Annotated in this window: 19 protein-coding genes, 1 tRNA gene and 1 pseudogene; 17 read left to right on the top strand and 4 right to left on the bottom strand. The window is 67.4% G+C overall.

Annotated elements, in window-relative coordinates; genetic code table 11:
• Positions 1–903 (bottom strand): hypothetical protein (locus tag SZN_RS41010; RefSeq protein ID WP_139063579.1); only part of this gene is annotated, 903 nt, incomplete at its 3' end.
• Between the two features lie 775 nt (positions 904–1,678).
• Here SZN_RS41010 and SZN_RS39030 point away from each other — a divergent pair.
• Positions 1,679–2,728 carry a YaaC family protein gene (locus SZN_RS39030; protein WP_078508953.1) on the top strand — a complete coding sequence of 350 codons (1,050 nt, stop codon included), beginning with the start codon at positions 1,679–1,681 and terminating at the stop codon, positions 2,726–2,728.
• A gap of 221 nt (positions 2,729–2,949) precedes the next feature.
• On the opposite strand, the gene SZN_RS41005 is transcribed toward SZN_RS39030, so the two are convergent.
• Positions 2,950–3,798, bottom strand: a complete 849-nt coding sequence (locus SZN_RS41005) for a hypothetical protein (RefSeq protein WP_139063578.1) — start codon at positions 3,796–3,798, stop codon at positions 2,950–2,952.
• Positions 3,799–4,106: 308 nt separating this feature from the next.
• Here SZN_RS41005 and SZN_RS41000 point away from each other — a divergent pair, with 308 nt between their 5' ends.
• Positions 4,107–5,327, top strand: a complete 1,221-nt coding sequence (locus tag SZN_RS41000) for a hypothetical protein (protein WP_139063577.1) — start codon at positions 4,107–4,109, stop codon at positions 5,325–5,327.
• Between the two features lie 340 nt (positions 5,328–5,667).
• Here the strand turns inward: SZN_RS41000 and SZN_RS25915 are convergent, their stop codons facing one another.
• Complete coding sequence (locus SZN_RS25915; RefSeq protein WP_007500509.1) at positions 5,668–6,408, bottom strand: GntR family transcriptional regulator; 741 nt, start codon at positions 6,406–6,408, stop codon at positions 5,668–5,670.
• A gap of 202 nt (positions 6,409–6,610) precedes the next feature.
• Between SZN_RS25915 and SZN_RS25910 the strand changes: the two genes are divergently transcribed.
• From SZN_RS25910 to SZN_RS25880, 8 genes are all read left to right on the top strand, one after another.
• Positions 6,611–6,958 carry an SCO3933 family regulatory protein gene (locus SZN_RS25910; protein ID WP_007500507.1) on the top strand — a complete coding sequence of 116 codons (348 nt, stop codon included), beginning with the start codon at positions 6,611–6,613 and terminating at the stop codon, positions 6,956–6,958.
• A complete protein-coding gene (locus tag SZN_RS25905) occupies positions 6,958–8,280 on the top strand; it encodes an FtsK/SpoIIIE domain-containing protein (protein WP_043733091.1) in 1,323 nt (440 codons plus the stop codon). The genes SZN_RS25910 and SZN_RS25905 overlap by 1 nt, the downstream gene beginning before the upstream one ends.
• 12 nt (positions 8,281–8,292) lie before the next feature.
• Positions 8,293–8,487 (top strand): hypothetical protein, encoded by a 195-nt coding sequence (locus SZN_RS25900; RefSeq protein ID WP_043733083.1) that lies wholly within the window; start codon positions 8,293–8,295, stop codon positions 8,485–8,487.
• A gap of 32 nt (positions 8,488–8,519) precedes the next feature.
• Positions 8,520–8,810 carry a hypothetical protein gene (locus SZN_RS25895; RefSeq protein ID WP_007500500.1) on the top strand — a complete coding sequence of 97 codons (291 nt, stop codon included), beginning with the start codon at positions 8,520–8,522 and terminating at the stop codon, positions 8,808–8,810.
• Positions 8,811–8,914: 104 nt separating this feature from the next.
• Positions 8,915–9,175, top strand: coding sequence for a hypothetical protein (locus SZN_RS39025; RefSeq protein WP_078508950.1), 261 nt, complete (start codon positions 8,915–8,917; stop codon positions 9,173–9,175).
• Entirely contained in the window at positions 9,172–10,542 is a 1,371-nt protein-coding gene (locus SZN_RS25890; protein WP_007500498.1) for a replication initiator, read from the top strand. Before SZN_RS39025 ends, SZN_RS25890 begins: the two co-directional genes overlap by 4 nt.
• On the top strand, positions 10,532–10,744 hold the full coding sequence (locus SZN_RS25885; protein ID WP_007500496.1) for a helix-turn-helix transcriptional regulator: 213 nt from the start codon (positions 10,532–10,534) through the stop codon (positions 10,742–10,744). The genes SZN_RS25890 and SZN_RS25885 overlap by 11 nt, the downstream gene beginning before the upstream one ends.
• Positions 10,741–12,126, top strand: a complete 1,386-nt coding sequence (locus tag SZN_RS25880; RefSeq protein WP_007500494.1) for a tyrosine-type recombinase/integrase — start codon at positions 10,741–10,743, stop codon at positions 12,124–12,126. The genes SZN_RS25885 and SZN_RS25880 overlap by 4 nt, the downstream gene beginning before the upstream one ends.
• 254 nt (positions 12,127–12,380) lie before the next feature.
• Here the strand turns inward: SZN_RS25880 and SZN_RS25875 are convergent.
• A tRNA-Arg gene (locus SZN_RS25875) sits at positions 12,381–12,452 on the bottom strand.
• 126 nt (positions 12,453–12,578) lie between these two features.
• On the opposite strand from SZN_RS25875, the pseudogene SZN_RS25870 reads away from it, so the two are divergent.
• The 7 genes and pseudogenes from SZN_RS25870 to SZN_RS25840 all read left to right on the top strand — a co-directional run.
• A pseudogene (locus tag SZN_RS25870) lies at positions 12,579–13,076 on the top strand (response regulator); the annotation flags it as partial.
• A 288-nt stretch (positions 13,077–13,364) separates the two neighbouring features.
• The gene (gene nrtL, locus SZN_RS25865; protein ID WP_007500490.1) at positions 13,365–14,633 is read left to right on the top strand and encodes an ArgS-related anticodon-binding protein NrtL; all 1,269 of its coding nucleotides are present in this window, start codon (positions 13,365–13,367) and stop codon (positions 14,631–14,633) included.
• Between the two features lie 17 nt (positions 14,634–14,650).
• Positions 14,651–16,042 (top strand): diaminopimelate decarboxylase, encoded by a 1,392-nt coding sequence (gene lysA / locus SZN_RS25860; protein WP_007500488.1) that lies wholly within the window; start codon positions 14,651–14,653, stop codon positions 16,040–16,042.
• 170 nt (positions 16,043–16,212) lie between these two features.
• Positions 16,213–17,505: a homoserine dehydrogenase gene (locus SZN_RS25855; RefSeq protein ID WP_007500487.1), complete on the top strand. Its 1,293-nt coding sequence runs from the start codon at positions 16,213–16,215 to the stop codon at positions 17,503–17,505.
• A gap of 6 nt (positions 17,506–17,511) precedes the next feature.
• A complete protein-coding gene (gene thrC, locus SZN_RS25850; protein ID WP_007500485.1) occupies positions 17,512–18,570 on the top strand; it encodes a threonine synthase in 1,059 nt (352 codons plus the stop codon).
• 352 nt (positions 18,571–18,922) lie between these two features.
• Positions 18,923–19,840: a homoserine kinase gene (gene thrB, locus SZN_RS25845; RefSeq protein WP_007500483.1), complete on the top strand. Its 918-nt coding sequence runs from the start codon at positions 18,923–18,925 to the stop codon at positions 19,838–19,840.
• A 409-nt stretch (positions 19,841–20,249) separates the two neighbouring features.
• Positions 20,250–20,639: Rho termination factor N-terminal domain-containing protein (locus tag SZN_RS25840; RefSeq protein ID WP_007500481.1), on the top strand; the 390-nt coding region annotated here is incomplete at its 3' end.

Genomic DNA, 20,639 nt, shown 5'->3' with positions numbered 1-20,639 from the left:
GTCGGCTGGGTCTCTGATCGACTCCGGATCACGTCCTTCGGCGATGTTCTGCATCCGAATGATGAGTGGGAGAACTTGGCAGCTAACTTCAAAGTTTTGTCTGTACGCATCGCGTAGCGAGTCGATACGCCCCACTGGCACCTGCCAACCTGGAGGAATCGGCCTCGCCTTGGCGCGTAGATGAATAATCGCTAGGGCTGGAAGCCACTCTACGTTGGCGCGTAGAAGATTGAAAAACTGTTCGGCTACCCTTCTATTCATAGCCTCGAACTCCGAATTAGAAATTAAGGAGTTGGCGCATTCTGAGAATGCGGCCTCGTTCTTGAATATCCGAGACCATACTTCATACTTCGCTCGCGGATACAGTCCTTCCGGATCCAGGGAAACCAGATACGGGAAGATGAAGCGGTGCAATAATGTATGCCTGTCAAGGAAGCTGGGATTGTCCGGCCAAGCCCCCTCGAAGTTTCGCCTCATGAGAGAGTCAAGAAGGTCCCACTTCTGTTTTAGGTAAAACCCGTAGGCGTGTTCCAGTGGATCCACTTTCTCCCCGAGCCATCGCGCAGTGGCAAGAAATTTTAGGTAACCTGGAAAGTAGTCGTCTCCAAATATCTTATGGGCCGAAAGGAAGGCGGAAAATTCTCCACTATTTGGATAGTTTGGCAAATCTCCGTATGTTGTAACCATGCGCCATTCCCCATGCGCATCTTTGGGATCGATGACCTCGATTCCGGGAAGCTGGAAGCGGGGAAGGCCGTCATCGGCCTCAACGGTTTCCCCCCTGATTGCGGATTCGCAAACTGGGCACGCTACAGTGAAGGGCTGTCGCTTACGCGTAACGCCGACACGCAGTATGATAAGCCCCCGGCAAGCCGGACACTCGATGTGCGTGCGAAGGATCATGCTTATCCGTCCTGTCCTCTAAGTGGGATTGAGTGAGTCATTGTCGGATTCTGTCGAGTGGCCTCATTTAAATTATGGGCAGCCTGAATTCTGAGCAGCGTCACGATCGCTCGTTGTCTTGCTAGCCACTTTGGCCCCTTTGGGATTACCCTATGCCTGGAGATTACGGGATCTGCCCGGGTTGAGGCACTGGGTTTGCTTGAACTACTCGAAGTCGGTGGAGTCTCAATGACCGATTCAAGCTGAGGGGGCGCCCTCCACGAGTGAGGACAGCGCTCAATCTCGGGGTCCTCTGTGCCTTAAGCCGACGACAGTCAGCCGCGATGGCGGGTCAGCCGACCGTGCAGGCGCGCGTCGCACCCCCGCTGGCCTGAGCCCACGCTGTCAGCCGTCGACCAGGGAAAGGCTCTACGGCGGAAGCGCATGGGTGGCGCCTTGCGCGATGACTTCTTTTTCCCGAAGCAACCTGGGTGGGGGCTCTGCCTTGGGCTGGATTGCCTCTCACCTGGGCTGATAGTCCGCAGGCGCTCGGCCTAGGTTTTTCGCTGGCGTTGTCACGCCGTTAGATACTCACCGGGCCTCGCTCCCCGGGGCGCGGGAAACGCCGGTGCAGGTGCCTAAGCGCTGCCCTATGATCATTCTGCCTGCGTCGGCCGGCCCGCTGTAGACCCGCAGCGCCGGCCCGTTGTGGAGGGGGCCAGCCCGTTCGAGCCGGGCCAGGTGGGCTGACATCTGCTGAGGGGCCCAAGGTGGGCCAGACCGACTGAGGAGGCCCATGGCCACCTGGCGAGACCTTGCGATGCCCAGTAAGCGCGAAGTCTGGCGTGAGTTGCGGGGGCTACGTACCGGAGTGGCTGGACCCGCTCAGGCAACAGCACAGCGGCGTGCCGTGTTCGTCGCAGCCTTGGAACAGGCCCAACAGTTCACTGAGGCAGCGGAGAGTGCTGGTCCGGCGACGCGCCCTGTCCAGATCTTTTACGCGCTGTCGCAGTTCGGGAGGGCGATTGCCGCAGCGTCAGGCTTGCTGGGTCAGGACAAGTGGCGGCTCAAGGGACACGGAATCGGCACCCGCAACCTGGACGCGACTCAGGGATTGGGGTTGGTGGAAGTCGTACCGACCGCAAAGGGATCCTTTCCGACAGTCGCACGAGCGATGGGAGCTGAACCACTGGAGGCACAGAATCCGTTGACGCTCGGTGAACTTTGGCCTCTTATACCTGAAGCGCAAACCGTACCCCTCGAAGGGGCGTCAGGTCTGCCAGCCATGCACTTCGCCCCTGGTGGTCTGATTCACCGCGGCGATGAAATGTGGTGTCGGATTTCTCTGTATCCGATTCCTCGGGAGGTACGGGTAAAGTCAGAAACGGATCGGAAGGCGGTAGATTCCTTCCTTGCCAATTATCCATCACTCAGGGGCTGGTCTCATACTCCGGACGCACCTGAGACCGTGCTGTGGCATGACCGGGGCAACGGTCCGGCGGAGGAACTAGAGGTGTTCTTGCCGTCAGTTCTGGCGCTTCCAGTAGATACGGACGCCGGTCGCCTTGAAGCTCTCAAACGGTCGACGTTGTACCGCGGTCCGAGTGATGCCTACGCTTTCCCGGCGCTCGGCAGCATGGATGGTCCTGTTCACCCTCTTTTGGCCTGGTGGGCAGTGCTCTTCGGCCTATCGATCCTGGCGCGCTATGAGCCGGCTTCGTGGGCAGAGATCATCGATATCGACAATTCCTCTGCGGCGAATGCTGCGGAGCACCTACTTGATCAAGCGATCGTGGTAGTTCCTCATATGGCGTTGATGGCGATTAAGGATGTTTCGGGCAGGTAAGTGATTCCGCCTTTCTCAATCGAGTCTCCTTAACTGTCAGGTGAAGCGGTTAGTCGGCACCTTTGGGTGCTCGGCTTACCGAAATCACCTACAGATACTTCACGGACATCGTGACCACCACTTCAAGAGGTCCGCCCTACCATCAGTCTGGTCACGGGTTACTTCGCGCACCGCTGCAACACGAACCTGTGGTGTCGCGCCGCCGTTCGGGATCGGTCATGTCAGTTTTGGATGTTAGAGACATTTGTGTTGGGTCGAGCATCCAGCGCCTGCCTGCAGACAGGCAGGAGCCCCTCTATAGCTGACGAGAGCTGCTGATTCAGCGCTTCTGGATCTGTGAGGTAGTTGAGTGCTTCGTTGAGCAACGCGACCCACTCATAGGTTCCTATTTCGTCCGACAGTCGGTCATGTAGCTCCCTTGCGCGTTCGACTCCCTCGGTAACTTCCGGAGGTGGCGACACTCCTGGCCGGGGTGCCGAATTGTATCCGGTCTCGTCCACTGTCACAGCCAATCCCATTAACGCAGCATCCAGTTCCGCAGCTATAGGGTTGGACAAGCTGAGGTGATGGAGCATGCTCGCCGCCCGGTGGAACTCGGCCTTCCGAGCCAGTGCTTGCACAAGTTCGTAGGTAAGCGAGGACACACCTTCAGCACTGTCAGCGACAGCAGCAGGCCCTTCAAGTTTCACGACCCAGAGCGCTGCGCTCAGACCATTCTTCGCCTGAGTAACTTCCTCCTCGGCAGCGCTGAGGACTTGAGACGCCTCTAGTCGCCGCCGTGGTAGTGCTTCGGCGGCCTGCACGCAACGAGTCATCGCCAGAAGGAAACCTGCGTAGGCGTCGCGTCGAATGCCACGCCGCCACTGCAGATGAGCCGCGTCAGCTTCGGTGCGAACAGCATCAAGAGCAGCTCTGTAGGTCGACTCTGCTTGAGCAATGCCAGCTCGGCCGGTCTCCTCGGCTGCTCGTAGCGCTCCGCGCATCTGCCAGCGGCCAACCATGATGGCGGCCGGGAGGCCGAGCGCTGCGACAGCTGCAGCCGAGACGCCACCAATACCCTCTAGATCCATGCACTGAGCATGCCGTAACGGTGCCGCTGCTACGCCAGTTCGCTCACGAAGGATCCCTGCGCAGCTAGGCCGGGCGCCAGTTCAGCCACAACTGATCACCGGCGGCGGTGACCTGCGGCCGCCTTATCGATCGACGTCCTGACCTGCTGCTGAGCTGTCGGTAGCTGTCGACGTTGGTCATCGTTGAGCGCCCTTCCACGGCCCGAGGGCGGCCCGGGAGGGCGCTCGTGCGTTGGGGACTCCAAAATGCCTCCCGAGGAGTAGGCATGTCTGGCACTCTAGATCCAGCTGACATGTAATGAGGAGACATGGAGAACGTGACCCCGCCGCCGTTTGCGGAGCTCAAAGAAGGCGTTACTGCCAAAGACCTTCGTGAAGCTATATCCAAGTCTGGATACCCTTTTCAGGCAGTGGTTGCGGACCTGATTGCAGCGTCACCCATAGGAGTGGAGCACAGGGCTCGCATCCAGGAAGAGTGGACGTACGTAGACCGTGAATCAGGCCAGGTTCGTTCTATCGACATTCTCGCAGATCTTGGATTTCAGCACGGATATGAAGAGCCAGAATCTGATCTGAGAGTCCGCCTCAGTCTGCTTGTGGAATGTAAGCAGAGCGACTTTCCTTACGTCTTCTTTCTGCGACAAACGCCTCCGAGTGAAAGCAGTGAATTTCCCGACATTGCGGGCTTGGATGTGCAGAAGCTAAGAGTTTTCATCGAGCCAGCTTCGGAGGGTGGCGAGGATGATGCTGGCGGCGACGCAACTACTGTCGACCCAAGTGAGGAACTCGACGAAGAGGAAGAACCCTCCTCGTTCTGGATCAACCTTCGGGACGCACTAAGTCTGCAAGAGATTCCCTTCTTCGGTGCGCCTGCGCCATTCGCGATTTCGCTAGCGAAGGTATTCAGGAAGAACTCAAGGCTTGAGATTACAGGTGAGGAGACTTATAGGTCTCTCACGCTTCCGCTGTTGAAGGCGGCTGACCACCTCCGCTTCCTCAGCACTCCTGAACCGGACCATCCACTACTGTTTCCGAGGATCATCGTAAACGTTGCGGTCGTTCGGGCTCCCATGGTCTCCGCTTTGCTTCATGAGGGACAGCAGGGGCTTTTGTCCCTTCCGTGGGTGCGTATCAGCCACCTGGAGCCAACGAAGTCGCCAGATGTTACCAATCTGACTGGCGCTGTCCGCTACTTTGATGTAGTGCACGAATCATTCTTTCCTCAATATCTGGAGGTTTTGGCCAGGGATGCTGAGGAGATGGCTCGTCGAATGCATCTGCATTCCATGGAAATCTCATCGGGTGCTGGATTCTTTAAATTCGAAGACGATCAGGAATTCCTCGTTCCGCTACCACAAGAATACGAGCGCCTTCTTGAAGAGCCTTGCACGATGAATCTGAGTAAACAGGCTTCGGCGTTGGGGTTCAGGATGAATGAAGCCCAAGAAGGGGCGGTTCCTCAAGATATCGACCTGATCGGCTGGGTAGACGCCTACGACTGGCTTAATGTCACGGAAACGGGTATCTGACAGGCATTAGGTCGGTGGAGCGGCTTTGGGCTGGAGCTGATTTGGCGTGAGTGATCATGGCCCATTACGCTAGCCAGCGGATCGGGCAGGTTTGTGAGCCTGCCCGTTAGTGCCCGATTTTGGGCCATGATCTTCGAGGCTCGCGCCAAATTGGCTGCCTAAAGCCGTGGAGCCGACCGCCCCAGCCATAGAGGGTGTGTCTCCCCCTTTTGCCCGCAGCCGCTTGGCGCAACCAGCCGGGGCGAAGGCAGGAGGCAGGCCGCGCCGCAGAGGCGGCGCGCGCCCGCGCTGTGCGCGGGCCTTGATTACGTGAGGAAATTCTGAGCCAACCGGGTCTCAGCTACAGCCTGAACGACAGCTCCAACTCGTCGCCCGGCAGGTGGAACTCTTCTAGAGCCAAGGGCTTGTCCGCCTCCGCGAGCGTCATGCGGATGACGTGTAGGAGCGGTACCCCGTCGGCGAGCCGAAGGGCCTGGGCCTGGTCTGGGAGAGGCATGCGGGTGCGAACGTACTCCGTGAAGTGGAGTTCGTGGCCTAGGTCGGAGAGTGCGCTGTAGAGCTCCGGCGCCGACGGTGGTGCCTCCTCCTCGTACTTGGTGTCGGCCAGGATCGAGAACGGCACGTACGTCCGGTGGAGTTGGCGGAGGCGGCCGTGGTCTGCCGTCTGCAGGGCGTCGTACGTGAACATCGGTTCGCCCGGAGGGATGCGCAGTAGGTCCGCCAGGGCCAACGGGGCGTCGGTACGGGTAGCTACGGGTGGCTCGGTGTCGGTCCAGCGGATGCCGTCGGCCTCGATGTAGCGGCCGTCTGGGGCTCGACGTACACCGCGCGGGCGCGTGTGGCTGGGGCGGCTGTGGGGGGAGCGGGCGAAGGTGCCGCGGCCCATGATGGCCTCGACGAGACCGGATGCCCTTAGCTCGGACAGGCCCTGACGGACTGTGGGACGCGTCACGCCGAACTGCTTGGCCAATGCCTCCTCCGACGGGAGCGGTTGGCCGGCCGGGAAGGTGCCGTCCAAGATGCCATCGCGCAGGTAGTCGGCGATCTGCCGGTACTTCGGCTGCGTGTTCTTCGGCGGCATGCGGGCCCTCCGTGGCCGTGGCTTCTGCGGCTGTGCGTCGGCGTAGACGGCTTGTCTACGGGCGTGCACAGCTTCTCTCATCGCTAGGTCGGTTGACAACCCGTACTACGGGTTGCACTCTTGTCTGCGTCACCCGTACTACGGGTGGTCTAGCAACCCGGAGGATCGGCCTTCGGGTGCCAGAGAAGAGGAGATCCAAGAAGTGGCAAGCCTTCCGATCGACACCGCGAAGTACACGGGGATCATCTGTGCCGTTCCCCCGGCTCCGCGGGTTGCCAACCGCGAGACCGGCCAGCTCCGCGTGGACCGCGAGACTGGCAAGACCATGTACCAAGTCGGCCTCTGTCTGATGGCCGGGGCGTCGGCCGACGTCGTGAACGTGAGCGTGGCCGGCGAGCCGAGTGGAGTGCAGCTCGGCATGCCGGTGGCCGTGCGGGACCTGGTCGGCACGCCGTGGGAGAACGAGGGGCGGCACGGGATCGCATTCCGTGCGGCGGAGATCCGGCCCCTGAACGCTCCCGCGCCAGCGGGTAAGGGGGCCGCGCAGTGATGAACCTGGCCTCCTCCACCTCTTCGGCCGGTTCGTCCGTGCCGGGTTGGGTTCTGGTGGTGGCCGCAGTGCTGGTGTCGGGCCTGCTTCTCGCGGGCCCGACCCTGCGCCGCCGCTATCCCGTCGCCTGGTGGCTGTTACTCGGCTTCCCGGTCGCCGCCTTCCGGGTCGTGCAGACCTGGCGGCCTCTGATGGCAGGATGTGGGCTCGCCGTGAGTCGGCGGCCGGCACTGACCGTTGTGTCCGGGCTCGTCGGCAACGGGGCGCCTCCGCCCCAGCCACGGGTACCGCATCGCGGGCTCATACGCCCCACCTCCGGCGGCTTCGTGCTGCTGGTACGGCTGTTACCCGGCCAGGTGCCCGAGGACTTCGTCAAGGCTGCGCCTGCCATGGCGGAGGACTGGCAAGTTCACGCGGTACGGGTGACCTCCTGGAAGCCAGGGGTCGTACGGATTGTTGCTTCGGCGGCTGATCCGTTGGTCGCGCCTCGGATGCCCAAGCAGCGGGGCCCTGGCCATCTGCTCCGGGTGACCGTGGGTGCGCTGGAGACCGGGGCCGCCTGGGTGCTCGACCTGCGGCGGGTGCCGCATTGGCTGATCGTGGGGGCCACCCGGTCCGGGAAGTCGACGCTGATCAACGCCCTCGTCGCGGGGCTGGCTCCGCAGCCCGTCGCCCTCGTCGGGATCGACTGCAAGGGCGGCATGGAACTGTCCCTTTACGAACCGCGGTTGTCCGCCCTCGCGACTAACCGTGAACAGGCGGTCCGGCTGCTGGCCGCGCTCGTAGACCTGACCCTCGACCGCATGTCCGTCTGCCGGGCGGCTCGGGTCCGCAACATCTGGGGTCTGCCGGACAAGGAACGTCCGGTCCCTGTCGTCGTGATCGTCGATGAGCTCGCGGAACTGTTCCTCGTCGCGAGCCGGAACGAGAAGGACGAAGCCCAGGCGGCCGGTACAGCACTGATCCGACTTGCCCAACTCGGCGCAGCCCTCGGGGTGTTCCTCGTCGTCGCAGGCCAACGCGTCGGCTCGGACCTGGGGCCTGGCGTTACCGCACTACGGGCACAGCTCGGCGGCCGGGTCTGCCATCGCGTGGCCGACCCCGGCACGGCCGAAATGGCGCTCGGTGATCTCAACCCCGATGCGCTCAAGGCGGCTCAGGCCATCACGCCGGAACAGGCCGGTACAGCGGTCCTCGCCTCCGGTGACGGCTGGGAACGGGCTCGGTCGCACCTGATCACGGAGGCAGAGGCGGAAGCCGTCGCCGCCGAGTACGCGCACCTGACTCCCGTCCTGTCCGAACTGCACGTCGAAGCGCCGTGAAAGGGGCCTGCCGTGCTTGTGTCCATGTCCGCGGTTCTGCTGCTCGGCCTGCTGATCTGGTTCCTTCTCCGCATCCGGTACCTGCGGTGGATCGACGCGCTGCTCTGCGGAGCCTTCGGCTTCCTGCTCTCCAAGACCGTGGCCGCGCCGTTCGCTCAGGCCTTCCTCGACGGCGTGACCGGCTTCCTCGGCCAACTCCGTTTCTGAAGCGCCCCATTGACCCGAGAGAGGTACATCCCGTGTCCGACTACGTCATCCGCTCCGGTAACCGTGCCCTGTTCCTGGCCGGTCTGCGGGAGCTGGTCGATTACCTGACAGCCAACCCCGCGGTCGTCGTACCGCGTCACGCATCCGTCGTCGTCCTGGTCGACGCGTCCGACTCCGTCGGTCGGCGAGAGGGCGTGGCGTCCGTCGCTGTTCCGCTCGACGTGCCGACGGGGGACCTCGACCAGGGCTACTTCGACGCACGCCGTGAGTTCGGACCGATCGCGTACGTCGTCGTCGCGATACCGCCCGAGGAGCGGCAGTGATCGCCCGTATGACGGGCTCCCGACGGGGCGCGAAGTCGCCAAACCCGACCCCGTCAGGAACCCACTCCATCCGCCACATGAGCAGTGAAAGGAGCACTCACACTTTGACCAGTGCGCATCATTCGCGCAAATCCCCGCTGCCCGACTGCGAACTCAGGCAGCGAGACTCGGAGGTCTCGACCTGCGCCGGACGGGAACAGGTCGTCCTCGTCGGGCTCGATGACACCGAGCAACGCCTGTGTCCCGCGCACGCGGCAGCACTCTGGCTCACCGATCCGACGTTCCGCTTCAGCGCCAAGACTCGGCCCGAGGGCATCTCGGCCGTGATGGCGCACGCGTTCGGCGGTGGGGGCGGTCGTCGATGACCATGACCCTCACGGCCAACGCTGCTGCCCTGGTCGCCAGGGCATCTGAGGCGGACTTCGCGGCCTGGAGGCGGAACATCGTCCGCCTCGGCGGCTGCACCAACCCGATTCACCTTGTCGGCGCGGCGACCGTCTACGACACGACCTCGGGCGCGGCCCTGCTCTCGTACGGGTCGGACGTCTACGGCGGTCGCCTGCTCATCGCGTGCGGCAACCGGCGCGCGACGGTCTGCCCGGCCTGCTCGGCCCTGTACCGGGCGGACACGTACCAACTCGTCCGGGCCGGGCTCGTCGGCGGCAAGAACGTCACGGAGGCGGTGAGTGGCTACCCGCGCGTGTTCGTCACGCTCACCGCTCCCAGCTTCGGCCCGGTTCACACGCGGCGGGAACGCGACGGGCGCGTACGGGCCTGTCGTCCCCGTCGGGCGGGGGAGTCGTGTCCCCATGGTCGGCCGACCGGATGCCTGGAGCGTCACGCGACGGACGACCACCGTCTCGGCGAGCCGCTCTGCCCGCGCTGCTACGACTACGCGGGCGCTGTCCTCTGGCACTCGTTCGCCGGTCGGCTCTGGCATCGGTTCGGGCTAGAGCTGCGGCGCGAGGTCGCTCGGCGTGCCGGGCTGTCGCGTACGGAGTTCGGGGAAGTCACCCGGCTCTCGTACGCCAAAGTCGCCGAGTACCAGCGGCGTGGGCTCGTCCACTTCCATGGCGTGATCCGCCTCGACGGACCGGAGGGACCTGACTCGTCCCCGCCGGGATGGGCGACCGTGCCGCTGCTGATCGACGCTGTTCGCGAGGTGGCTGGTCGGGTGCGGCTGGCCGCTCCGGGGGCGGACGTCGTCGGACCGCGGGAGCTCCGCTTCGGTACGCAGGTCGACGTACGGCCGGTCACCTCATACAGGCGGAATACGGGGGAGCGGCCTGCCTCCGCGGCGGCCGTGGCGGGCTACATCGCCAAGTACGCCACGAAGGGAGCCGAGTCCGCCGGCGCGGTGGACGGCCGGATCTACCACGCGCGGGACATGGTCATGTTGCCGGTGCGTGCGCATGTGCTGCGCATGATCGGTACGTGCTGGTGGCTCGGCGGTCTGCCGGAGTTCGAGCCGCTCGGGCTGCGTCGGTGGGCTCACATGCTCGGGTACGGCGGGCACTTCTCCACCAAGTCACGCCGCTACTCAACGACCCTGACCGCGCTCCGCCAGGCGCGTGCTGATCACCGTGCGGAGCAGCAACGGGCTTCCCTCGGCCTGGTCGACGGTCCGACTGTCACGGTCGGCCAGTGGCGTTACGCGGGTCGCGGCTACTCGCCGGCGGCGGCGCTCCTGGCCGCTTCCGTGCGGGAGGGCGGTGGTCTCCATGGCGCGTGACAGCCGCGCGAAGGCGGCCGAACTGCTCACGGTCCGCCAGGTGCTCGACGAGCTGGGCGGCATCTCGCGGCGCACCTTCTATCGCTGGCGGGAACTGCGCCTCGCTCCGCCCTGCATACGGCTGCCGAACGGGGAGCTCCGGGTTCGGCGGGACGTGCTCAACGACTGGTTGGAGGAGCGGGCGGAGGGGGCTGCATCGTGAAGTCGTACAAGGTCGTCATCTGGAAGCTGAGCATCAACCGCTCCGCGAAGAAACCGACGTACCTCGTTCGGTGGTCCGTGGACGGAGAGCCGTTCCACGAGTCGCACAAGACAAAGGCGCTGGCGGATCGCTTCCGCGCGAAGCTGCTTCGGGCGGCGGACAAGGGCGAGCCGTTCGACACTGTGACTGGTCTGCCAGACTCGTTGCGGGGTGGCAAAGCCGCCTTATCGTTCCTGGAGCTGGCGCTCAAGTACATCGATACCCGGTGGGCGGAGGCCTCGGCGAAGCAGCGGGACAGCATGACCGACGCCTTGGCAACGGTTCTGCCCGCGCTGGTCAAACAGGTTCGTGGGCGCCCTGCTCCGGCTGACCTCAGGCGGGCGCTGCGGTCCTACGTGTTGCCTCCACCTCGGCGGGAGCGCGAGAGGCCCGAGGAGATCGCGTCGGCGGTGAAGTGGATCGAGAAAGCATCGCTGCCGGTCGTGGAACTCCAAGAGATCACCCGCGTACACGACCTGATCGACGCGCTCACACGGAAGCTCGACGGCAAGCCTGCGGCTACGCAGACCTACCGGCGGCGCCGTGCCGTGGTCTTCAACGCCCTTGAGTACGCGGTGGAGTTGGAGACGTTGCATTCGAACCCGCTGAGTCGAGTACGGCGCAAGCGGGGGAAGCGGGCAGTACAGGAAGTCGACCGTCGGGTGGTGGTCAACCCTCGGCAGGCGCGGGAGCTGCTGACCGCGCTCACGTATGTGGGTGGTTATGAGCGGGCGAGTGGTCGACGGCTGCGGGCGTTCTTCGGCTGCCTGTACTACGCGGCCATGCGGCCCGGTGAGGCGCTGGGCCTGCGGCTCTCGGACTGCACGCTTCCGGAGAAGGGTTGGGGCCGGATCGACCTGGCGGAGACCCGGCCCACCGCCGGCAAGGCGTGGACCGATTCAGGTGAGGCGCACGACCGGCGGGGCCTGAAACAGCGGGCGGATGGCGAGGTACGCATCGTGCCGATACCGCCTCCTCTCGTCCGGATGCTGCAGGACCACGCCAAAGAGTTCGGCACGGCGGAGGACGGCCGGCTGTTTTCGAGCGAGCGGGGCAACGTCATCGCCGCGTCGTCGTACTCGCGCGCGTGGAAGCAGGCCCGTGCCCTGGCGTTCCCGCCCGAACAGGTCGCCTCCGTCCTGGCGGCTCGCCCGTACGACCTGCGCCACGCGGGCGTCTCCCAGTGGCTCAACTCCGGAGTCCCCGCCCCGGAAGTGGCGGCCCGCGCAGGCCACTCGGTCGACGTGCTGCTCAAGATCTACGCAAAGTGCATCGACGGCCAGGAGCAGGAGATGAACGACCGGATCCTGAAGGGTCTGGGAGAGGAGGACACACAGGACTAGACGGCTCACACGCCCCTCACGCAAAGCCCCGGGTCGCTCCGGGGCTTTCGTCGTGTCGGAGGTGTGTCGGGGAGCTACGCTCGGGGAGCCGGAAATGGTCACTGAGCTGCTGGAAAGCCCGTCAAGATCATTACGTGGCCATTACGTGATCACTGTCATGGAGCTGCTTTCGACGGCGTCCGCCTGCACATACGCGAAGACCCCGCACTCAGCGAACGCGCTGGTGGCGGGGTCTTTAGGCACCTCATGCGAAGTGCCCCCGGCAGGATTCGAACCTGCGCACACGGCTCCGGAGGCCGTTGCTCTATCCCCTGAGCTACGGGGGCGTGTCGGGCGCCTTGGGTGGCGGCGACGGGTAGAACACTACCAGCTTCAGTGGGGTGTTCATGAACGGGTTTTGAGGGTGGTGGCACCGGGCGCGACCTGGGGCGGGTCACCCCTGGAGGGGGGAAGTGGGGAAAAGCCGGACGCGGTGGCCGGTCCGCACCTACTCTCGAGTGGTGCCAGGGGCGTCCGGGCGGGTGCTTGTTGTGGACGACAACAAGGTCATCCGGCAGTTGATCAGGGTCAATCTCGAGCTTGAGGGCATCGAGGTCGTGACCGCGGCTGATGGTGCCGAGTGTCTGGATGTCGTTCATCAGGTGCGGCCCGACGTGATCACCCTCGACGTGGTCATGCCCCGTCTGGACGGGCTGCGGACCGCCGCCCGGCTGCGTGCGGACAGCGCCACCCGTGATCTTCCGCTCGCGATCGTCAGCGCGTGCACCCAGCACGAGATCGAGAGCGGCCTCGACGTCGGCGTCGACGCCTTCCTCGCCAAGCCCTTCGATCCCGACGAACTCGTCCGCCTCGTACGCAGGTTGATCGCGACGGGACGGGGCGGGGCGGGGGAGAGCGGTGACGGGGGCACGGCCGCCGCGCTCGGCGGTGGCTTCGGGGCCGGCGGCGCCTTCGGGAACGGCAGCGGCTTCGAGAGCGGGAGCGGGGTCGGCCTGGGCACCGGCAGTGGCCTGGAGGCCGGGCGTGGCCTGGGCACCGGGAGCGGCCGAGGCACCGGGAGTGGTCTCGGAGCCGGCGGGGGCAGTGGAGCCGGCAGCGTGGGCTGACCCCCTCCGGCAGTCCGGCCATGACGGCCGGCCGCCCCCCCGGACCCCCCCGGACCCCCGCCCCGTCCACATGCCGGAACTCCGCCCAAACGCATTCGCATACCCACCCCCCTCCTCCCATACGCTGGTCCCGTGACCCCCGTCGAGCTCTCCCGTACCGTGCTGCGCGCGGTGCGCCGTGCTGTCGATGAGGGAGAACTGCAGGTCGCGGTACCGGAGCGCGTCCTCGTCACCGTTCCCGGTCCCGGCGGCTGCGGCGACTACGCCACCAACGTCGCCCTCCAGCTCGCCCGCCCGGCCGGGCAGCCGCCCCAGCGGGTCGCCGAGATCCTCAGAGCCCGGCTCGCCGGCAGCGCAGGCGTGCGGGACGTCGTCGTCACCGGGCCCGGGTTCCTCAACATCAGCCTGGGCGACACCGCCGCCACCGCCCTCGTCGCCGAGATCCTGCGGTGCGGCGAGCGTTACGGGTTCTCCGACGCGGCGAGTGGCGAAACCGTACGGCTGCACGCCCCGTACGAGGTCCGCGCCGTCGTCGTGCAGGACGCCGTCGCGCGGCTGCTGCGCTCCCAGGGCGTCCTCGTCGGCACCAGCTGCGACGCCCGGCCCGACCCCGAGTGGGTGTCCGTCCTCGGAGTGCGCGTCGACACCTACGGCCGTCCGGCGGCGCCCGCCGACGCTGCCGACGTCCGTCCGGTGCCCTGCGAAGCCCCCGGCCGACGGGTGGCTTCCGAACCCCGGCAGCGTCCCGCGCCCGCCGACGCCGCCGACGTCCGTCATGCCCCCTCCGAAGCCCCCGGCCCGACCACGCCCCCTCAAGTCCCCGCCCCCACGACGGCCTCGGCGGAACCCCCCGAACCGCACCCCCGTCCCGAACCGCACCCCCGTCCCGAACCGCACCCCCGTCCCGAACCGCACCTCCTCCCGCCCCCCGCCACCCCGCTCCCTCTCGGGCGGGACGCCGGGCGGTGGGCCCTGTTGGCGGGTGCCGGGCACGATCGGCCCCGGGTCGGCCGGGAGCACCTCGTGCAGCGGGAGGGCAATCCCCTCTTCCGGGTCCGGTACGCGCACGCGAGGGTCCGGGCGCTGCGGCGCAACGCCGCCGACCTCGGTTTCGGGGCCGTACCGGGCGCCGTACCCGAGGGGCGTGAGCTGGAGGTCCTGCTCGCCGACCATCCGCGGGTGCTCGCGCGGGCGGCGGCCCACCACGCCCCCGACCGGCTGGCCCGGCACCTCGTCACCGTCGCCGACGCCGTGCTGCCCCTGCTGCCCGCCGTCCTTCCGCGGGGTGCGGAGAAACCCTCGGCCGCCCACTGCGCCCGGCTCGCGCTCGCCGAAGCCGCCGGGGCGGTGCTGGCCGGCGGCCTGTCCCTGCTCGGCATCAGCGCACCCGAACATCTCTGAGAGAGCCCACGACAGTCATGAGCCGTTCCGCACATCCCGCCGGGCCCCGTCACGCCGACGTCCTTCCCGAGGGCCACTACTCCGCACCGCCGGCCGACCTCAACGTCCTCGACCCCAAGGTGTGGGCGCGGACGGTCGCCCGCGACGCCGACGGAGTCGCCACCGTCGGCGGGGTCGACGTGAAGACCCTCGCCGAACAGCACGGCACGCCCGCCTACTTCCTCGACGAGGCCGACTTCCGCTCCCGTGCGCGCGCCTGGCGCGACGCCTTCGGCAGTGACGCCGACGTCTTCTACGCGGGCAAGGCGTTCCTGTCGCGGGCCGTCGTGCGGTGGCTGCACGAGGAGGGGCTCCACCTCGACGTGTGCTCCGGCGGCGAACTCGCCACCGCCCTCTCGGCCGGCATGCCCGCCGACCGCATCGCCTTCCACGGCAACAACAAGTCCACGCAGGAGATCCGGCGGGCCGTCGAGGCCGGAGTGGGACGGATCGTCCTCGACTCCTTCCAGGAGATCGTCCGGGTCGCGCACGTCGCGCAGGAACTCGGCAGGCGGCAGCGGGTGCAGATCCGTGTCACCGTCGGCGTCGAGGCGCACACCCACGAGTTCATCGCGACCGCCCACGAGGACCAGAAGTTCGGGGTCCCGCTGGCCGGGGGGCAGGCCGCCGAGGCCGTACGCCGCGCGCTGCGGCTCGACGGGCTGGAGCTCATCGGCATCCACTCCCACATCGGCTCGCAGATCTTCGACATGTCCGGCTTCGAGGTCGCCGCCCACCGTGTCGTGGGCCTGCTCAGGGACATCCGCGACGAGCACGGTGTCGAACTGCCCGAGATCGACCTCGGCGGCGGCCTCGGGATCGCGTACACCAGCGGCGACGACCCCCGCGAGCCCCACGAGATCGCCAAGGCCCTGACCGAGATCGTCACCCGGGAGTGCGAGGCGGCGAAGCTGCGGACGCCGCGGATCTCCGTCGAGCCCGGCCGGGCGATCGTCGGCCCGACCGCCTTCACGCTGTACGAGGTCGGCACCATCAAGCCGCTCGACAACCTCCGTACCTACGTCTCCGTCGACGGAGGCATGTCCGACAACATCCGGACCGCGCTGTACGACGCCGAGTACAGCGTCGCCCTCGTGTCGCGGACCTCCGACGCCGGGCCGATGCTCGCGCGGGTCGTCGGCAAGCACTGCGAGAGCGGGGACATCGTGGTCAAGGACGCGTTCCTGCCGGCCGACCTGGCACCGGGTGACCTCATCGCCGTGCCGGCGACGGGCGCGTACTGCCGGTCGATGGCCAGCAACTACAACCACGTGCCGCGGCCCCCGGTCGTGGCCGTGCAGGACGGCGCGTCCCGGGTGATCGTCCGGCGGGAGACCGAGGAGGACCTGCTCCGGCTCGACGTCGGCTGAGCGGCCCGCCCGGGACCCGCCGGGCGGTGAGGACACCGGGGTGGAAGATCTCCTGTCGGCCACCCCGGTACAAATGAAATAGATGTCTCACGATCCGGACGAAGGGCAGAAACTCCCGTCCGGTGAGTGAGACTGGTGCAACCGTAGACGGTATGAGGAAACGAGGTCGGATGATGCGTACGCGTCCGCTGAAGGTGGCGCTGCTGGGCTGCGGGGTAGTCGGCTCAGAGGTGGCGCGCATCATGACGACGCACGCCGACGACCTCGCCGCCCGCATCGGTGCCCCGGTGGAGCTCGCGGGCGTGGCCGTACGGCGTCCCTCCAAGGTCCGCGAGGGCATCGATCCCGCCCTGGTCACCACCGACGCCACCGCCCTCGTCAAACGCGGCGACATCGACGTCGTGGTCGAGGTCATCGGAGGCATCGAGCCCGCCCGCACTCTCATCACCACCGCCTTCGAGCACGGCGCGTCCGTCGTGTCGGCCAACAAGGCGCTCCTCGCCCAGGACGGCGCGGCCCTGCACGCCGCGGCGGAGGCCCACGGCGAGGACCTCTACTACGAGGCCGCCGTCGCCGGCGCCATCCCGCTGATCCGCCCCCTGCGCGAGTCCCTCGCGGGCGACAAGGTCAACCGGGTGCTCGGCATCGTCAACGGCACGACCAACTTCATCCTCGACAAGATGGACTCCACGGGCGCCGGGTACCAGGAGGCCCTCGACGAGGCCACCGCCCTGGGCTACGCCGAGGCCGACCCCACCGCCGACGTCGAGGGCTTCGACGCCGCCGCCAAGGCCGCCATCCTCGCCGGGATCGCCTTCCACACGCGGGTGCGCCTCGACGACGTCCACCGCGAGGGCATGACCGAGGTGACCGCGGCCGACTTCGCCTCCGCGAGGAAGATGGGCTGCACCATCAAGCTGCTCGCCATCTGCGAGCGGGCGCGGGACGGCGCCTCGGTCACCGCGCGCGTGCACCCCGCGATGATCCCGCTGAGCCACCCGCTCGCCTCCGTGCGCGGCGCGTACAACGCCGTGTTCGTCGAGTCCGACGCGTCGGGCCGGCTCATGTTCTACGGTCCGGGCGCCGGCGGTGCCCCGACCGCCTCCGCCGTGCTCGGCGACCTCGTCGCCGTCTGCCGCAACCGGCTCAACGGCGCGACCGGCCCCGGCGAGTCGGCGTACGCGGCGCTGCCCGTGTCCGGCATGGGCGACGTCGTCACGCGCTACCACATCAGCCTGGACGTGGCAGACAAACCGGGTGTCCTCGCCCAGGTGGCCACCGTGTTCGCGGAGCACGGGGTCTCGATCGACACGGTTCGCCAGCAGGGCAAGGACGGCGAGGCGTCCCTCGTCGTCGTCACCCACCGTGCGTCCGACGCGGCCCTCGGCGGCACCGTCGAGGCGCTGCGCAAGCTCGACACCGTGCGGGGTGTCGCCAGCATCATGCGGGTTGAAGGAGAGTAACCAGCAATGACCCATCAGTGGCGCGGAATCATCGAGGAGTACCGGGACCGGCTGCCCGTCTCCGACACCACGCCGGTCGTGACGCTCCGCGAGGGCGGCACGCCCCTCGTGCCCGCGCAGGTGCTCTCCGAGCGCACGGGCTGCGAGGTCCACCTCAAGGTGGAGGGCGCCAACCCCACCGGGTCCTTCAAGGACCGCGGCATGACCATGGCCATCACCCGGGCCAAGGAGGAGGGCGCCAAGGCGGTCATCTGCGCCTCCACCGGCAACACCTCGGCCTCGGCCGCCGCCTACGCCGTGCGCGCGGGTATGGTCTCGGCCGTCCTCGTCCCGCAGGGCAAGATCGCGCTCGGCAAGATGGGCCAGGCCCTCGTGCACGGCGCGAAGATCCTCCAGGTCGACGGCAACTTCGACGACTGCCTGGCGCTCGCGCGCGACCTGAGCGACAACTACCCGGTGGCGCTGGTCAATTCGGTCAACCCGGTGCGGATCGAGGGGCAGAAGACGGCCGCCTTCGAGATCGTCGACATGCTGGGCGACGCCCCCGACGTCCATGTCCTGCCGGTCGGCAACGCGGGCAACATCACCGCCTACTGGAAGGGCTACAAGGAGTACGCCGCCGACGGCGTCTCCCGGCGCACCCCGCGCATGTGGGGCTTCCAGGCGTCCGGCTCCGCGCCCATCGTGCGCGGCGAGATCGTCAAGGACCCCTCGACGATCGCCACCGCGATCCGCATCGGCAACCCCGCCTCCTGGCAGTACGCGCTGGACGCGCGCGACGAGTCGGGCGGGTTCATCGACGAGGTGACGGACCGTGAAATCCTGCGCGCCTACCGCCTGTTGGCCGCGCAGGAGGGCGTCTTCGTCGAGCCCGCCTCCGCCGCCTCGGTCGCCGGTCTGCTGAAGGCGGCCGAGCAGGGCGAGGTCGACCCGGGCCAGCGCATCGTGTGCACCGTCACCGGCAACGGCCTGAAGGACCCCGACTGGGCCGTCGCCGGCGCCCCGCAGCCCGTCACCGTCCCGGTCGACGCGGCGACGGCGGCCGAGCGGCTCGGCCTGGCATAGTCCGGGCCGGCACCGCGAGCCCGGTCCGACGGGCTCACGGCGCCGCGCCGCAGGAGCGGTCCCATGCCCCGTCGTACGGGGCTCGCGTCCGCGCGCAGGACGGCGCTCACCTGGGGAAGTTCTCCACAGGGGGTGCACAGGGGGCATACGACACGCATCGTGCGCCTCCTGTGCGCCCTATGTCGCCACAGAACCTGTCTTCGATACGCTGTACCGAACCCGCCCGCCGCATATGCCTCCGCAAGGGGTGCGGCGCCGCGCCGTGCCCGCGGCCCGGCAGCGGCCCCGAGGGTCCGTGCGGGGCTTCGAATGTCCTCGACAACCACCGCAGTTCAAGGAGAGTCATCGAGCGATGGCCGGTCCAGCCTTCCGCGCCGCCGCCGTCAGGGTGCGCGTCCCCGCCACCAGCGCCAACCTCGGCCCGGGTTTCGACGCCCTCGGGCTGTCGCTGGGGCTCTACGACGACGTGGTCGTCCGGGTGGCCGACTCGGGGCTGCACGTCGACATCGCGGGTGAGGGCAGCGAGACACTGCCCCGCGACGAGAAGCACCTTCTCGTACGCTCCCTGCGCACCGCCTTCGACCTGCTGGGCGGCCAGCCGCGCGGCCTGGAGATCGTCTGCGCGAACCGCATCCCGCACGGCCGGGGGCTCGGCTCCTCCTCGGCCGCGATCTGCGCCGGCATCGTCGCCGCGCGGGCCGTGACCATAGGCGGCGAGACCAGGCTCGACGACGTCGCGCTGCTGGAGCTCGCCACCGAGATCGAGGGCCACCCCGACAACGTGGCGGCCTGCCTGCTCGGCGGTTTCACCCTCTCCTGGATGGAGGCGGGCGCCGCCCGCGCGATCAGGATGGAACCCGCCGATTCCATCGTTCCGGTGGTTTTCGTGCCCGGGAAGCCGGTCCTCACCGAGACCGCGCGCGGCCTGCTGCCGCGCACCGTGCCGCACGTCGACGCCGCCACCAACGCGGGCCGTGCCGCCCTGCTCGTCGAGGCCCTCACCCGGCGCCCCGAGCTGCTGCTGCCCGCCACCGAGGACCGGCTCCACCAGGAGTACCGCGCACCGGCGATGCCCGAGAGCGCGGCGCTGGTGGAACGGCTGCGGGCGGACGGCGTCCCGGCCGTCATCTCCGGCGCGGGCCCCACCGTGCTGGCCCTGGCCGACGAGGCCAGCGCCGACAAGGTGGCCCACCTGGCCGGCGACGGCTGGGCCGCGAACCGCCTGGACCTGGACGCGCGGGGAGCGAGCGTGCTGCCGCTGGCGACCTGACACGCGGGTTGCCGGATTTCGAGAGGGGGAATGTTTGTTGGATCCGGTAGTGTTAACCTCAAGTCTGCACCCGACCCCACCATGGCGAGGTGCTTCGTGTCCCAGTCCGGGACAGACATTCTTCCGGGAGCCTCCCAAGCCGCACTGTGTTCCGTACGACGTACGCGGGCAGTACCTCGTACGCGAGCACTGAGCGACTTGCCGGGCACGCTCCGGAACAGGCGCCACCGAGTCGAGTGACACCGGCACTCAGTGCCACGGCTCTGGGAACCGCCATCACCAGTCATTTCCTCCGCCGCGTTGGCGGACCACCGCCCCGGCACGGTCCACACACCAAGGGCCGAAGCCGGACAGCACAACCGGTCGCCGAGCCAGACAGGCCGACGTCCGCTCCAGGGAAGGACCCTTCGTGAGCGACACCACCGATCTGATGGGCGCACGTGTCGAGGAGACCGCTGCCGCGCCCGCCACGGACGCCTCCGCGCCTGCCACCGGTGCCGGCTCCCGGCGGCGCCGCGGTACCGGCCTTGAGGGCATGGTGCTGGCCGAGCTGCAGCAGGTCGCCTCCGGCCTCGGCATCAGGGGCACCGCGCGGATGCGCAAGAGCCAGCTGATCGAGGTCATCAAGGAGGCGCAGGCGGGCGGGGGCTCCGCCCCGGCGAAGGCCGAGTCCGACGCCGAGGCCAAGCCGAAGCGCCGCACCACCTCCCGGACCCGTACGGGCGAAGAGGCGTCCGCCAAGAAGGCGGACAAGGAGACCGAGGCCCCCGCCGACAAGGCCGCGGCCCAGCAGCAGATC

The sequence above is a fragment of the Streptomyces zinciresistens K42 genome (genome assembly GCF_000225525.1).
GTDB classification, from domain to species: domain Bacteria; phylum Actinomycetota; class Actinomycetes; order Streptomycetales; family Streptomycetaceae; genus Streptomyces; species Streptomyces zinciresistens.
The sequence above is the reverse complement of the archived record's forward strand: the minus strand, read 5'-3'. Positions and strand labels throughout refer to the sequence as shown.

Bases quoted from the DNA above. Each gene is read 5' to 3' on its own strand.
- SZN_RS41005 (WP_139063578.1), bottom strand. From the start codon at position 3,798: ATGGATCTAGAGGGTATTGGTGGCGTCTCGGCTGCAGCTGTCGCAGCG.
- SZN_RS25885 (WP_007500496.1), top strand. From the start codon at position 10,532: ATGGCGCGTGACAGCCGCGCGAAGGCGGCCGAACTGCTCACGGTCCGC.
- SZN_RS25855 (WP_007500487.1), top strand. From the start codon at position 16,213: ATGATGCGTACGCGTCCGCTGAAGGTGGCGCTGCTGGGCTGCGGGGTA.
- thrB (WP_007500483.1), top strand. From the start codon at position 18,923: ATGGCCGGTCCAGCCTTCCGCGCCGCCGCCGTCAGGGTGCGCGTCCCC.
- SZN_RS25915 (WP_007500509.1), bottom strand. From the start codon at position 6,408: ATGCCGCCGAAGAACACGCAGCCGAAGTACCGGCAGATCGCCGACTAC.
- SZN_RS41000 (WP_139063577.1), top strand. From the start codon at position 4,107: ATGGAGAACGTGACCCCGCCGCCGTTTGCGGAGCTCAAAGAAGGCGTT.
- lysA (WP_007500488.1), top strand. From the start codon at position 14,651: ATGAGCCGTTCCGCACATCCCGCCGGGCCCCGTCACGCCGACGTCCTT.
- SZN_RS25905 (WP_043733091.1), top strand. From the start codon at position 6,958: ATGAACCTGGCCTCCTCCACCTCTTCGGCCGGTTCGTCCGTGCCGGGT.
- SZN_RS25890 (WP_007500498.1), top strand. From the start codon at position 9,172: ATGACCATGACCCTCACGGCCAACGCTGCTGCCCTGGTCGCCAGGGCA.
- SZN_RS39030 (WP_078508953.1), top strand. From the start codon at position 1,679: ATGGCCACCTGGCGAGACCTTGCGATGCCCAGTAAGCGCGAAGTCTGG.
- thrC (WP_007500485.1), top strand. From the start codon at position 17,512: ATGACCCATCAGTGGCGCGGAATCATCGAGGAGTACCGGGACCGGCTG.